This window comes from Lentzea guizhouensis, from assembly GCF_001701025.1.
Lineage (GTDB): Bacteria > Actinomycetota > Actinomycetes > Mycobacteriales > Pseudonocardiaceae > Lentzea > Lentzea guizhouensis.
In genome coordinates this window covers 8,428,624-8,442,633 of sequence record NZ_CP016793.1, presented here as the reverse complement: position 1 = coordinate 8,442,633, position 14,010 = coordinate 8,428,624, and the positions used below count along the sequence as shown (strand labels likewise).

The following is a 14,010-nucleotide window of genomic DNA, read 5'->3' as shown; positions in this document are numbered from 1 at the left end:
TTGCGTGGTGTGCAAGATTTTTGGTTCGCCTTCACGTGGCGAACACCTGCGCGTCGTCGGCGAAGGCCTTGAACTCCAGCGCGTTGCCGGCCGGGTCCAGCAGGAACATCGTCCACTGCTCACCCGGCAGTCCCGCGAACCGCAGGTAGGGCTCGATGACGAACTCCGTGCCGGCCGCCTTGAGCTTCGCGGCGAGCGCCTGGAACTCGTCGGTGCTCAGCAGCAGGCCGAAGTGGGGGACCGGCACGTCGTGGCCGTCGACCGGGTTGCTCACGCGCTCGACCCGCGGGGCCAGGTGCGTGACGAACTGGTGGCCGTGCAGGTTCCAGTCGATCCACGTGTCGGAGCTGCGGCCCTGTTCGAGGCCGAGGACCTCGCCGTAGAACGTGCGGGCGGCGGCGAGGTCGTCGACGGGCATGGCGAGGTGGAAGCGGGGGATGCTCACGTGGGGTCCTTCCCGTTGTCTTAATGTTGACATTAGGACAACGCGGCGGGCGGTGGAATGTGCGCTTGTTAACATTGCGTCATGGCAAGGTTGGAGCCGGCCCGCCGGCGGGGGCTGAGCAACGAGGTCGCGGACGCGATCAGGGCGGCGATCTTCGACGGCCGGTACGCGCCGGGCAGCCCGTTGCGCGAGGTCGAGCTGGCGGAGGCGCTGGAGGTCAGCCGCGGCCCGGTCCGCGAGGCGCTGCAGCAGCTGGAACGCGAGGGCCTCGTGCGCACCGGCTGGCACCGCGGCGCCACGGTGACCGAGCTGTCCGAGCAGGACGTGGCCGAGCTCGACAGCCTGCGTGGCGCGTTGGAGGTGCTGGCGGTGCGTCGCGTGGTGGACGGCGGCGGCGACGTGGCAGCGATCGAGAAGGCCGCCGAGACGATGGAACGCGCCGACACGCCCCACGAGATGGTGCGCCTGGACATCGAGTTCCACGACGCCGTTTATGCCGCCGCGAACCACTCACGGCTCGTGCACGCGTGGGAGACCATCCGGTCGCAGGTGCACCTGTTCCTGTTGACGCGCGTTGGCGTGAGCACGGACGGATACCTGGACCTCGTGCGGTCAGAGCACCGCGCGCTCGTGGAGGCGTTGCGCGCGGGGGACGTCGACGGTGCGTTGACGCTCTTCGCCGCGCACCGTAAGCACGCGTTCGACGTGCTGACGTCCAACTAGAGGCATAGCGCGGCCCTGCCCGGTACTCGCACGAACGCGTGGAAACACTGGGCTGAGCGGGTGATCGACGAACCGCCCGGTGGCTCAACGCCCATACGCTCGGACGCGTGGACCTCAGTGCGTTGATGTACGAAGGTGATCCGCCGGCCGACGCGGTGATCGCGGACCTGGTCGGCAGCGGCCGGACCGGCGAGGTGAACCGGGTGCTGGCGGAGTTCCGCGGCAACGACACCCCGATCCCGGAGAACCTGCCGCCGTCGGTGCGGGACTACCTCGTCGCGACCGACAGCCCGCCGGCCTGGATGGACGCGGAGCGGGTCGCCCGCGCGCACGAGTTCTTCCTCGACGACGGCGTGCACGTGGCGTCGGTGCTGAGCTTCGGTGCCATGGTCAACTGCTACGCGCAGCCGCGGCCGTCGAAGGTCCTGACCCTCACGCACCGGCTCAACCAGCCGCACCGGAGGCTGAGCGAGACCTCCCAGTTCGTGCTGGACATGATGGAGCCCAACGCTTTCGGCGGCGGTGGCGGGTTCGTGCCGACGATCCAGAAGACCAGGCTGATCCACGCCGCGGTGCGCTACTTCGTCAGCAGGTCACCGGAGTGGGACCTCGAGACCGAGGGCGTGCCGGTGTGCCAGCAGGACCTGCTGGGCGCGCTGCTGATCTTCTCCGTGCAGGTCGTCGAAGGCATGCGCCGCATCGGGATCTCGGTCACGGACACCGAAGCAGAGGACTACTACCACGTGTGGCGGGTGGCCGGCGCGGTGCTCGGCATCCGCGAGGACGCGATGCCGGAGACGTTCGCCGAGGCCGAAGAGCTCAGCGCCACGATGGTGCGCGCCTCCTACGCGCCCTCACCCGAGGGCGTCGAGCTGACCAGGAACCTCATCGCGCTGTACGAGAAGTTCATCCCCGGCAAGGCCTTCGACGGGGTGGTGGCGGCGATGGTGCGGCAGGTCGTCGACCCGGAGGTCGCCGACTGGCTGGAGGTTCCGCACTCCAAGGGCTGGACGGCGGCCGTGCGGACCGGCGAGCGGTTGATGCGGGCGTTCGAACGCGGTGAGGACAACAACCGGGTCGCGCGCGCTGTGCTGGACAAGGCCGGTGTGCTGCTTCTCGGCGCGAGTGTGCGCACCTTGACCAACGGCCAATCCACGACGCTGAACGTTCCCGCCTGCCTGCGGACCTAGTGGTGTGGCTCAGCACGTTGCCGGGGGAGTTCGCGGTCCGCCGCGAGGTGCCTGCTGAGCGTGGATCACCTCGCCAACGTGCTGAGTCGCGCCACTAGAGCCAGCCGTGTTGCTGTGCCACCTGGAACGCCTCACCGCGGCTCGCCACGCCCAGCTTCGCCACCGCCGCCGACAGGTGGTTGCGGACCGTGCCCGGCGAGAGGGACGTGCGGGCCGCGATGTCCGCTACCGGCGTGCCGAACTCGCTGAGGCGCAACACCTCCAGCTCGCGTTGGGTGAGCGGGCACGGGGGAGCGGCGAGGGCGTCGGCGGCCAGCGCGGGGTCGACCCAGCGGGAGCCGGAGTGCACGCGGCGGATCACGTCGGCGAGCTGGCCGCCGGGGGAGCCCTTGGGGAGGAAGCCACGGGCGCCCGCGTGCAGGGCCTGCTGCAGGTGGGTGGTCGGCCGCGGCCGGTCAGGACACCACCGCGCACGACGGAGCACGCGCGCGAGCTCGGCGGTGACCTCCAGGCCGTCGAGGACCGGCATCTGGAGGTCGACCACGGCCACGTCGGGGCGGTGGGCCAGGGCGGCGTCCACGCGGCGGCCGTCGCCGGCGCTGGCCACCACGGAGAGGTCCGGTTCGAGGTCGAGCAGCGCCGCGAGGGCGTCGCGGATGAGCTCCTCGTCGTCGGCCAGCAGCACCCTGATCACGCGGGCACCACGACCCGCAGCGTGAAGGTGCCGGCGGAGCGCTCCGACGACACCCGGCCGCCGACCGCGGCCAGCCGTTCGGCCATGCCCCGCAGGCCGTTGCCCTCGCGGACGGGCGTGCCGGTGTCGACGCCGTCGTTCGTCACCGTCATCCACACCTCCCCGTCCTGCTCGGCGAGGTCGATCATGCACCACGTCGCCCTGCTGTGACGCAGCACGTTCGTGCACGCCTCCCGCAACGCGAGCGCGAGCTGGGTGGCGTCGGCGCCGGTCGGCGCCACCTCCGGGACCGTGCACCGGATGCCGGCCTCGCGCAGCACGGTCCGCACCGCCTCGAGCTGCTCCGGCAGGTCGACCGCGCGGTAGCCGTTCACCGCGTCCCGCACCTCGCCGAGCGCCGAGGACGCCAGCCGTTGCGCCTCGAACGCCTCCGCCGCCGACCGCTCCGGGTCCGCGGCGGCGAGCCGCCCGGCCAGCTCGGCCTTCAGCGCGATCACGGTCAGCCGGTGGCCGAGCAGGTCGTGCACGTCACGGGCGAACCGCAGCCGTTCCTCGCTCACCGCCAGCGCCGCCCGTGCCTCGCGCCCGGCCCGCGCCTGCTCCAGCAGCTCGGCGAACCACAGCGGCAGCCCGCCCATCGCGACGATCGTCGAGCCGACCGCCGAGGCGATCAGCAGGTGGACCAGCTCGTCGCCGTTGACGAAGAAGCCGACCACACCCGTCAGCACCACCGCGCCGAGCGCCGTCAGCCACCGCCACACGCCCGTGAGCAGCAGCGGTGCGAACCCGGCGGCGGCGCCGCCGACCCACGCCCACGAGTGCAGCTGCGCCGGCCCGACCGGCGCCACCAGCGGGATCGAGACCAGCGTGGCCACGCCGAAGATCCAGAACTTGCCGTTGCGCAGCCCTGCGACGTACGCCGCGGCCAGCACCAGCAGACCCAGCACGCCCAGCCAGCGCAACGCCGACGGCTCCCGCAGCACCGCGATCAGCGGCACCACCAGCGAGCCCAGCCACAGCGCGTGCAGCGTGCCGCGCAACGCGGTGTGCGGAAGATCGGTCATCGCCATCAGCCTAGAGCCAGACGATCAGGATCGTGACCGCCACGACCAGGTCGAACAGCCCGCAGAACTCCGAGAACCAGCGCGGCACGACGGCGTTGCGGATGTGGTGCACGAGGTCCCACACGGCGTGCGCGCCCCACCCGGCCGCGATCAGCAACACGCCGAGATCGGCCGACACGGTGAGGACCACGGCCGCGAGTGCGGCGTAGAGGCCGAACACGAACAGCTGCACACGTGGTGCACGCCAGCCCCACACCAGGTAGGCCGCCTGGCAAGCCAGCAGTGTCCACACCGGGGGCACGAACGCCGTGTGCCAGAAGTCCAGCGAAAGGGCGATGGCAACCGCCGCGGGCCACCGGTCACCCAGGAACCGGACGACCGGGTTGGTGGACGCGACACCGTGCTCGTGGCGGTAGCGGATCATCACCACGGCCATCGCGGGGACCATCAGCACATGCCCGCCCATGAGCACGGCGTCGTGATCGATCGCACCCAGCCAGTGGGGCACCAGTAGCACGAGATAGGGCACCGCCATCGCGGCGCACATCTCCCACACGCGCCCATGGCCGCGGTAGCGCATCCACAGCACCATCGGCACCGACATCGTCACCGCCATCCACAGGGCGGTGAGCTCGATCGAGTCCGGCGTCCACAACGGCCCCAGCAGGGCCATGCCCAGGAGCATCGCCACGAGCATCTCGACGCCGTGGCGCACCAACGGCCAAACCGCGGATGTTGTCGTCTTGGTTGTCATGCATTGAGCGTCGAGCCGACGCTCTGCAACATCCATCCGTGCGATGTCATGACTTCTCTGTGCGAAACGCACAGCCGAACCATGCGCCTATGCGCTGATCTCCGCCCACACGGTCTTGCCGTCAGCGGCCTCTCGCGTGCCCCAGCAACGAGAGAGATTCGCGATCAGCACCAGACCGCGCCCACGCGAGTCCGAAATCCGCGACTCGCCCAGCCTCGGCAGTTCCGCGGGAGTGCTGTCGTCGACCTCGATCCGAATGATCTCGCCGACGCGTGCGATCCGCACGGCCCTTGGTCCCTCTGCGTGCTCATATGCGTTGCTTGCCAGCTCCGTGCACACGAGCAGAACATCCAGTGTGATGTCCTCCGACACGTCCTTGAGCAACACCGCTGCCCACGAGCGCAGTTCTGCCAGATCCGGGTCGGTCTCGGGCAGGGCGTAGCTCGCTGAGGTGCCCAGCACCTCGGGAGCGTCCATCTCGATCCACCCCGTTCGCGCCACTGGCTGTCCTGGCTGCTCAAGACGGCCGTCAGGTCGCGAAATACCACCGCGGGTGCTAACCCAAACGCATGGACGGCTTCGGGTTCGACCTTGCGCTGGTCGGAGTGCTGGTGTTGTTGAACGCTGCGTTCGCGGGCAGCGAGATGGCGTTGGTGTCCCTGCGCGAGGGGCAGTTGCGGTCGTTGGAACGGGAGGGGCACAACACGCTCGTGCGGCTCGCACGTGATCCGAACAGGTTCTTCGCGACCATCCAGATCGGGATCACGCTGTCCGGCTTCCTCGCCTCGGCGACAGCGGCCGTGTCGCTGGCGCAGCCGCTGGTGCCCGCGCTCTCCTTCCTCGGGAGCTGGGCGAACGGCGTGGCGATCGCGCTGGTCACGGTGGTGCTGACGTTCTTCACGCTGGTGTTCGGCGAGCTCGCGCCCAAACGGCTCGCGATGCAGTACGCGGTGCGCTGGTCGAAGATCATCGCCAGGCCGCTGGACGTGCTGTCGGCGATCTCACGTCCGGCGGTGTGGCTGCTGAGCAAGTCCACCGACCTCGTCGTGCGGGTGTTCGGCGGCGACCCGAACGCCGACGAGGAGCAGATGTCACCCGACGAGCTGCGTGAGCTCGTGGCCGTGCAGAAGCACCTGAACCCGGAACAGCGGGAGATCATGACCGGTGCTTTGGAGATCCATGAGCGCAGGTTGCGCGAGGTGCTGGTGCCGCGCCGGCAGGTCGTCGTGCTGGATGCGAGTTTGACCATCCCGGTAGCGAGGGAAACCCTGGCCCAGTCCGGACACTCACGGGCCCCGGTGGCCCGTGACGGCCATCTGGACGACGTGATCGGTGTCGTGCACCTGCGCGACCTGCTGGACGACGCGGCGGCGTTGAAGGACGTCGCCCGGCTGGCGGTCATGCTGCCGGACTCGTTGCGCGTCACCGTCGCGTTACGGCGCATGAAGGCCGAACGCGAACAGCTCGCGCTCGTCGTGGACGAGCACGGCGCGGTGGACGGCATCGTGGCGTTGGAGGACTTGCTCGAGGAGGTCGTCGGTGAGATCTACGACGAGACGGACCGCGATGTAGCAGCGGTCCGCACCGAGCCGGACGGCTCGATCGTGCTGCCGGGAACTTTTCCCATGCACGATCTCGTTGACGTCGGGGTCGAGCTGCCGGATGCACCGGACGGTGACTACGCCACGATCGCGGGCCTCGTACTGGTGATGCTGGGCCGCATCCCGGAAATGCCGGGTGACGTGGTGCACGTCTCGGGGTGGAGCATCGAGGTGCGGCGCGTGGAACACCACGCGATCACGCTGGTGAGGCTCAAGTCACAAGCAGAACCGCGGAATGACCAAGAGGTCTGAACCGTTACACAAGAGGCGGCCAGCTCGCCCGCAAACACCTGCCAATCGGAAACGGGGGATCTGTCATGCCTGCAGAACTGAAGAACCGCGCGTCCGGACAGCAGGACGCGGACCTGGTCGGCCAGTACCTGCGCGACGTCGGTGGCACGCCGCTGCTCACCGCCTCGGAGGAGGTCGTGCTCGCGAAGGCCATCGAGGTCGGCCTGTACGCCGAGCAGCTGCTGGCGTCCGGCGACACGACGCGGGACAAGCGCGCACTGCGGCGGCTCGTCGCCGAGGGGGAGCGTGCCAAGGACCACATGATCCGCGCGAACCTGCGCCTGGTCGTGTCGGTCGCGAAGAAGCACTCGTTCCGCGGCCTGCCGTTCTTGGACGTGGTCCAGGAGGGCAACCTCGGCCTGATCCGCGCGGTCGAGAAGTTCGACTACGCCAAGGGCTACAAGTTCTCCACCTACGCCATGTGGTGGATCCGCCAGGCCATCGAACGGGGTCTGGCCGACCAGACCCGCACGGTGCGCCTGCCGGTGCACGTCGTGGAAGAGGTCAACAAGCTCAACCGGATCGGGCAGAAGCTCTCAGCGGAGTTCGGCCGCCAGGCCACCGTGGAGGAGATCGCCGTGCACGCCAAGGTCTCGCCGCAGCGCGTGCAGGACCTGCGCGACGCGGCCCGCTCGTGCGTGTCTCTGGAGACGCCGGTCGGCGACGAGGGCGACTCGGTGCTGGGCGACCTGATCCAGGACTCCGACGGCGTGTCGGCACCGGACCTGGTGGAGCAGCAGGAGTTCGTGGACGGCGTGCGGTCCCTGTTGGACGTCCTGCCCGAACGCCAGGGCCGGATCATGAGGCTGCGCTTCGGCCTGGAGGACGGTCGCGAGCGGACGCTGCAGGAGGTCGCCGACGAGCTCGGGCTGACCCGTGAGCGGATCCGGCAGCTGGAGAAGCAGTCGCTGGCGGTGCTCAAGTCCTCCGGCCGCCCGGAGGAGCTGTTCGCGCTCGCGGGCTGAGCTCCGTTCCGCAGTCCCGACGAAAGTCGCTTGTTCAGACCGTTGTCCCAACTAAACACTCATCACGTCCGCCAGCGGACTAACGCTGTCTCGCAACCGCGTGTGAACGCACCTGCATGGGCCGTCGAGGGCCGGCCCGCGTTCACACGCGGTTCCCTGCGAACGAGGAGCAGTGATGAGTCAACGCACCCTGCGCACGCTCGGTGTGGCGGCTGTTGCCGCCGCAAGTGCCGCCTTGTCGATCCCAACGGCTGCCGCCGCGCAGCCGGAAGGGCCCATCGTCGCCGAAAGCGCGCCGAACGCCGTCCAGGACAGCTACATCGTCGTCCTGAAGGACAACGGCATGGCCCGGGAGTCCGTGAGCGGCAACGCAAGCGGTCTCGTCGGCAGATACGGCGGCAAGATCGGGTTCACCTACAAGGCCGCGTTCAAGGGCTTCTCGGTGACCATGCCGGCGAAGCAGGCCAAGCGCCTCGCGGCCGACCCGTCCGTCGCCTACGTCGAGCAGGACCGCACCGTGCAGGTGCTGGCCGACCAGCTCAACCCGCCGTCGTGGGGCCTCGACCGGGTCGACCAGGCCGACCTGCCGCTCAACAGCAAGTACAGCTACGGCACGGACGCCTCGAACGTCACGGCGTACGTGATCGACACCGGCATCAACTACGACCACGCCGACTTCGGCGGCCGTGCCTCGTTCGGCTTCGACGCGTTCAGCGACGGCCGCAACGGCAAGGACTGCCAGGGCCACGGCACGCACGTCGCCGGCACGGTCGGCGGCGCCACCTACGGCGTCGCGAAGGCCGTGAAGCTCAAGGCCGTCCGCGTGCTCAACTGCGCCGGCGGCGGTTCCGTGTCCACCGAGGCCGCCGGCGTCGACTGGGTCACCGCGAACGCCGTGCTCCCGGCCGTGGCGAACATGAGCCTCTACACGGGCACCGCGAACGAGCCGAGCCGCGTGCTCGACGACGCCGTGCGCGCGTCGATCCGCGGCGGCGTCTCGTACGTCGTGGCGGCGGGCAACTTCAACGACGACTCGTGCAAGTACTCCCCCCAGCGCGTCACGGAAACCATCAACGTGATGGCCACCGCGCGCACGGACGCCCGCGCGTCGTTCTCGTCCTACGGCACGTGCAGCGACCTCTTCGCCCCCGGCCAGGACATCGTTTCTGCGTCCCACAGCAACAACACCGGCTCGGCGACGATGAGCGGCACCTCGATGGCCTCCCCGCACGTGGCCGGTGCCGCCGCGCTGTACCTCGCCGCCAACCCGGCGAAGACCCCGGCCGAGGTGCACGCCGCGATCCTGGCCTCCGCCACCCGGAACAAGGTCACCAACCCCGGCGCCAACTCGGCGAACCTGTTGCTGCGCACCAACTCCGGCGTTGCCGGCGTCTCGGTGGCCAACCCTGGCGCCCAGACCACGGCGCTGAACGGTGCGGTGAACCTGCAGCTGTCCGCGTCCGGCGGCACCGCGCCGTACACGTGGTCGGCCACGGGCCTGCCCACCGGCCTGTCGATCGGTGCTTCGTCGGGTCTGGTGACCGGCACCGCGACCGTTGCGGGCACCTACAACGTGACGGTGACGGCCACGGCTGCCGCAGGAGGCTCGGGCAGCACCTCGTTCACCTGGACGGTCGGCGCGGCCACCTGTGCCAAGCAGACCAACGGCACGGACGTCGCCATTCCCGACAACAGCACGGTGACGTCGTCGATCACGTTCTCCGGCTGCACCGGCACCGCGTCGGCCAGCAGCCAGGTCGAGGTGCACATCAAGCACACCTACAAGGGTGACCTGGTGGTGAGCCTGATCGCGCCGGACGGCTCGGCGTACGTGCTGCACAACCGTGCGGGTGGCAGCGCGGACAACATCGACCAGACGTTCACGGTCAACCTGTCGTCGGAGACGCGGAACGGGACTTGGAAGCTTCAGGTCCGTGACGCGGCAACGGCGGATGTGGGCACCATCGACACGTGGAGCCTGACGCTCTAAGAAAGACAACGCGCACATCGTGCCATCACCGCGATGGCACGATGTGCGCGTGAACGTGCCCGCCGTCCTGCGCACCCTCGCCCGGCTCAGCGCCGCCGAGCAGCCGCAGAAGTCCCAGCTCGACCTCCGCAAGTCCGCCGGTCTGCTCTGGCTCGGCGACGACCAGCCGGCCTGGCGGGCGATCACGGCGGTGCAGCACGGGGTCGAGTGGACGCCGATCACCTGGACCGTGCCGAGGCATGCGCTGGAGCAGGTGCGGCGGCTGGCGGCGTTCGACGCGTTGCACCAGGAGGACCGGCTGCTGCGGGTGAGCTGGGCGTTTCTCACCGGGCCCGCGCAGGTCGGCGGGCAGCGGCGGCGGGTGTGCCTGCCGCTGGTGTCGCGGCCGGTGCGGTTGCACCACGGGCTCGGGTCGACCTACGCCTACCACGTGGCCGGTGACACTGGGGTGTTCCCGTTGATCGAGGACTGGGCGAAGGCGGCCGAGCGGGAGGCCGCGCTGGCGCCGACCGAGCAGTGGATCACCGAGACGCTGCGCGAAGCCGGGTTCCACGACGTGCCGGTGGTGCGCGAGGACCCCGCGAAGCTGTTCTCCGGTGACGAGCTCGTCGTGGCCGTCGGGGCGGGGTTGCACGCGGGTGAGCCGGTGGTCAGCACCGAGCAGGGTGCGGCGCTGTACGCGTGGGCGGCGAAGAAGGGCGTCGAGGAGACGGCGTTCGCGGCGCTCTACGGGGCCGACGGCACGGCGGCCGACCGGTACGAGCCGATCAGTCCGGCGCTGCCGCTCAGCCACAGCCAGGCGCAGGCCGTCGAGCACGCCAGGCGGGCGCGGGTCACGGTCGGCGGGCCGCCGGGCTCCGGCAAGACGCACACGCTGGCCGCGCTGGCCTTGGACGCGGTGGCGGCGGGCAAGTCGGTGTTGCTGGCCAGCCGCACGCGCAACGCGGCCGACGTGCTGGGGGCGCTGTGCCGGGCCGGTGGCCGGTGCCGGTGCTGTTCGGCGACTCCGAGCTGCGGCAGGCGATGGCGCGTGAGCTCAGCGACGGGCTGTCGGCCGCGATCGGCAAGCCCGACCAGCTGGCGCCGCTCGACCGGAAACGGCGGGAGGCGGACGCGGCGGTCCAGCGGGCCGAGCGCGCGGTGACGACCGAGCTGGTCGAGGAGGAGCTGGCGGCCGAGGCGCGCAGGTACAAGGCGTTGATGGCCGGACATCGTGCCGTGGCACCGAAAGCGTTCGAGGCCTCAACGGACTTCGCGGAGCTGCACCGGTTGCTGACGCCGCGCACCGGTTTCCTGGGCGGGTTCCGGACGAACCGCGCTCTGGCCAAGGCACGCAGGCGGGTCGGTGCGGCTGAAGTGTCCACAGAGGACCTGAAGGCGGCGGTCGCGGCGGCCGAGCAGACCGCGGCGGCGGTCAGGATCGCGGCACGCGAGGGCACGACGTTCGCGGAGATCCGGCCGCTGCTGGCCGGCCTGGACGCGCGGCCGGCAGGCCACCGCCGAGTACCTCAAGGAGTACGCGGTCAGCCGCCGGCGACGGTGCGGCGCGGCGGTCGCGGCACTGGCGACGGCGCTGCGGTCGGGCCGGCGGCACGCCGGCGTGGGCTGGCCGAGATCAACAGCAGGCACCTGGTGTCGGCGCTGCCGCTGTGGGTCGGCACGCTCGCCGACGTCGAGGACATCCTGCCGCCCGTGCCCGGCATGTTCGACCTGGTGATCATCGACGAGGCGAGCCACGTCGACCAGCCGCTCGCCGCCCCCGCGTTGCTGCGCGGCCGGTCCGCGGTGATCGGCGGCGACCCGCGGCAGCTGCGGCACGTGTCGTTCGTCAGCGACCAGGCCGTGCAGGCCGCGGTGGAGGCGGAGGGCACCACAGCGCTGCGGGACCGGCTGGACGTGCCGAAGGTGAGCCTGTTCGACGCGGGCGCCGCGTGCTCGGGCGTGCTCTGGCTCGACGAGCACCACCGCTGCGCGCCCCACCTGATCGGGTTCGCCGCCACCCGGTTCTACGACGGCAAGATCGCGCTGCTCACCACGCACCCGTCGATCGCCGACGTCGACTGCATCGACGTCGAGCACGTGCCCGGCGAGCGGAGCGCGCAGGGCGTCAACCAGGCCGAGATCGACGCGGTCCTGGCCCACCTGCGCAAACGCGTCGCCGCGGGCGTGCGGTCGATCGGCGTGGTCACCCCGTTCCGCGCCCAGGCCGACGCCCTGGAGGAAGCCCTGCTGAACGAGCTGACGCTGGACGAGATCACCTCCGGCGGCGTGCGCGTCGGCACTGTCCACGGCGTGCAGGGCAGCGAGTTCGACGAGGTCGTCATCAGCCTCGCCGCCGACGAGAGACCGGGCGGCTGGCGCTTCGTGAACGACCGCAACCTGCTCGCCGTCCTCACCACCCGCGCCCGCCGCCTGGTGCACGTCATCACGTCGGCGGCGGAACCCCCTGGCCTCGTCGGCGAGTACCTGGCGCACGCCGAGGTGCCGCCGACGGAGACCGCGGGCACCGAGCCGGACGACCCGTGGACCGCTTCGCTGGCGGAGGAGCTGCGTGCCGCCGGGCTCGTGGTGCGCACGGGGTACCCGGTGGGGCAGTGGCGGGTGGACCTCGTCGTCGGCGCCAAGGGGGAGGCGGTGGCGGTGGAGACGCGCCCGCACCCGCACGGGGCACAGGCGCATCTCGCCCGCTGGCGCGCGCTCACCCACGCGGGGTGGCGGGTGCACGACGCGTTCGGCAGCCGCTTCGACCACGATCCGGCGCGGGCGGCCGTGGAGCTGGCACAGGAGCTGGCACCGGAACTAGCGGCGGGACTTGAACAACGGCGCTGAAGCCGCCGCCCCCGGCAGGTGCGGGTTCGGGTTCGCCGCACACACCGTCCCGGCCGGCGGCAGCTTCACATCGAGCAAGTACGCGTTCATGTGGTCCGTGATGCACTTCGTCACGCCATAAGCCGTGTGACCCCATCCCGCGTACGACAGCAACCGGCTGTTCGGCAGCTGACGGGCCACGGCCTGCGCACCGCGGTAGTCCGTCGCACCGTCGAAGTAGTTGCCCACCACCAGTACCGGCGCGGACGTGCGGTGGTTCCACGGGCCCGTGAAGCGGTCGGGGTTCGTGGGCCAGTTCGCGCACGCGGCGTTGCTCCACCACCAGTACGGGCCGAACTCCGAGCCTGCCTCCGCATAGCGGCCAACGGCGCGATAGGTGGCGAAGTCGCGCGGGTACTCGATGTCGGCGCACACGTTGCCGTTGTAGGCGTCGAAGAAGTTGTCGTAGTCCGGTTCGGCGGCGGCGACCGACAGGCCGGCGGACGCGTCGGAGAGCTTGTCGAGCAGGTCCGCGATGGCAGGCCACGCCTCGGGTGCGTAGCCGGTGCCGATGGCGGTCCCGATCACCCGGTCGTAGGTGTAGACCTGGTCGCCGAGCTGGATCGGCTTGGCCTTCGCCGCCGCCAGCAGGGCGTTCCAGCGCTGCTTCGAGTTCGGGCCGAGCGGGCAGGCGGCCTCGTCGCAGAGCCGGAGGAACTCGTCGAACACCTCCTTGGAAGCGATGCGGTCCGACTCGATCTGGCGGCCGCTCGACCACAGCACCGGGTTCAGCACGCCGTCGATTGCCAGCGCGCGGATGTTGCCGGGGAACATGTTCGCGTAGGTGGTGCCGAGGAACGAGCCGTAGGAGAAGCCCAGGTAGCTGATCTTGCGGTCACCGACGGCGCGGCGCAGGAGGTCGAGGTCGCGGGCCACGTCGGCGGTGCTCATGTGCTGGGCGATCGGCTGGTCGTCGCGGCACTCCCGGCCGAGCGAGCGGTAGCGGTCGAAGAACGGGCGCTCCTGGGAGGCCTGGTACGGGAAGCCGGGGATGCCCTCGAAGAACTCGTTCAGCGCCTCCTCGCTCGGGAAGCAGCGCAGCGGGTCGGACTGGCCGATGCCGCGCGGGTCGAAGCCCACGATGTCGAACCGGCCCTGCAACGCCGCCGAGAGCTGTTCCCCGGAGGAGAACGCGAAGCTGATGCCGGAACCGCCGGGGCCGCCGGGGTTGAGGAACAGCGATCCGATCCGCCGCGCCTGGTCGGTGGCGGGCTTGCGGTTCAGCGCGACGGTCGTCGTGGCGCCGCGTGGGTTGTCGTGGTCGAGCGGCACCTTGATCGTGCCGCACTCGAAACCGGGGTGTTCCGGGCCGCAGGTCTTCCAGTCGATCCGCGGCGCGCCCGGATCGGCGTGCGCCGCCGGTGTGAGCGTGACCATGAGCGCCGCCAGGGCGCCCAGCGCGATAGTTCGCATCGAGAAGTTCCC

Annotated in this window: 13 protein-coding genes; 7 read left to right on the top strand and 6 right to left on the bottom strand. The window is 70.5% G+C overall.

Translation table 11 applies throughout. The features are described from left to right. Positions 1-31 precede the first annotated feature (31 nt). Positions 32-478, bottom strand: a complete 447-nt coding sequence (locus BBK82_RS40240) for a VOC family protein (protein WP_065919614.1) — start codon at positions 476-478, stop codon at positions 32-34. Positions 479-526: 48 nt separating this feature from the next. Between BBK82_RS40240 and BBK82_RS40235 the strand changes: the two genes are divergently transcribed. Together BBK82_RS40235 and BBK82_RS40230 are read left to right on the top strand one after the other, a co-directional pair. After that, positions 527-1,168, top strand: coding sequence for a GntR family transcriptional regulator (locus tag BBK82_RS40235; RefSeq protein WP_065919613.1), 642 nt, complete (start codon positions 527-529; stop codon positions 1,166-1,168). Positions 1,169-1,275: 107 nt separating this feature from the next. Continuing rightward, entirely contained in the window at positions 1,276-2,358 is a 1,083-nt protein-coding gene (locus tag BBK82_RS40230; protein ID WP_237047839.1) for an oxygenase MpaB family protein, read from the top strand. A 94-nt stretch (positions 2,359-2,452) separates the two neighbouring features. Here BBK82_RS40230 and BBK82_RS40225 read toward each other — a convergent pair whose 3' ends face one another. From BBK82_RS40225 to BBK82_RS40210, 4 genes are all read right to left on the bottom strand, one after another. Continuing rightward, on the bottom strand, positions 2,453-3,052 hold the full coding sequence (locus BBK82_RS40225; RefSeq protein ID WP_065919612.1) for a response regulator transcription factor: 600 nt from the start codon (positions 3,050-3,052) through the stop codon (positions 2,453-2,455). Beyond that, on the bottom strand, positions 3,049-4,116 hold the full coding sequence (locus BBK82_RS40220; RefSeq protein ID WP_065921744.1) for a sensor histidine kinase: 1,068 nt from the start codon (positions 4,114-4,116) through the stop codon (positions 3,049-3,051). Before BBK82_RS40220 ends, BBK82_RS40225 begins: the two co-directional genes overlap by 4 nt. A gap of 10 nt (positions 4,117-4,126) precedes the next feature. After that, a complete protein-coding gene (locus BBK82_RS55170) occupies positions 4,127-4,870 on the bottom strand; it encodes a hypothetical protein (protein WP_065919611.1) in 744 nt (247 codons plus the stop codon). An 87-nt stretch (positions 4,871-4,957) separates the two neighbouring features. After that, on the bottom strand, positions 4,958-5,347 hold the full coding sequence (locus BBK82_RS40210) for an ATP-binding protein (protein ID WP_065921743.1): 390 nt from the start codon (positions 5,345-5,347) through the stop codon (positions 4,958-4,960). Between the two features lie 92 nt (positions 5,348-5,439). Between BBK82_RS40210 and BBK82_RS40205 the strand changes: the two genes are divergently transcribed. The 5 genes from BBK82_RS40205 to BBK82_RS55160 all read left to right on the top strand — a co-directional run bounded on the left by BBK82_RS40205 (position 5,440) and on the right by BBK82_RS55160 (position 12,546). Continuing rightward, positions 5,440-6,723, top strand: coding sequence for a hemolysin family protein (locus tag BBK82_RS40205; RefSeq protein WP_065919610.1), 1,284 nt, complete (start codon positions 5,440-5,442; stop codon positions 6,721-6,723). Positions 6,724-6,788: 65 nt separating this feature from the next. Continuing rightward, positions 6,789-7,727, top strand: a complete 939-nt coding sequence (locus BBK82_RS40200) for a sigma-70 family RNA polymerase sigma factor (RefSeq protein WP_065919609.1) — start codon at positions 6,789-6,791, stop codon at positions 7,725-7,727. Positions 7,728-7,902: 175 nt separating this feature from the next. After that, complete coding sequence (locus BBK82_RS40195; protein WP_065919608.1) at positions 7,903-9,717, top strand: S8 family peptidase; 1,815 nt, start codon at positions 7,903-7,905, stop codon at positions 9,715-9,717. Between the two features lie 49 nt (positions 9,718-9,766). Then, positions 9,767-10,861, top strand: coding sequence for an AAA family ATPase (locus BBK82_RS55165; protein WP_237047838.1), 1,095 nt, complete (start codon positions 9,767-9,769; stop codon positions 10,859-10,861). 56 nt (positions 10,862-10,917) lie between these two features. Continuing rightward, on the top strand, positions 10,918-12,546 hold the full coding sequence (locus BBK82_RS55160) for an AAA domain-containing protein (protein ID WP_335618130.1): 1,629 nt from the start codon (positions 10,918-10,920) through the stop codon (positions 12,544-12,546). Here BBK82_RS55160 and BBK82_RS40185 read toward each other — a convergent pair. Continuing rightward, entirely contained in the window at positions 12,517-13,998 is a 1,482-nt protein-coding gene (locus tag BBK82_RS40185) for an alpha/beta hydrolase (protein WP_154697780.1), read from the bottom strand. The genes BBK82_RS55160 and BBK82_RS40185 overlap by 30 nt on opposite strands. Between the last annotated feature and the right edge of the window lie 12 nt (positions 13,999-14,010).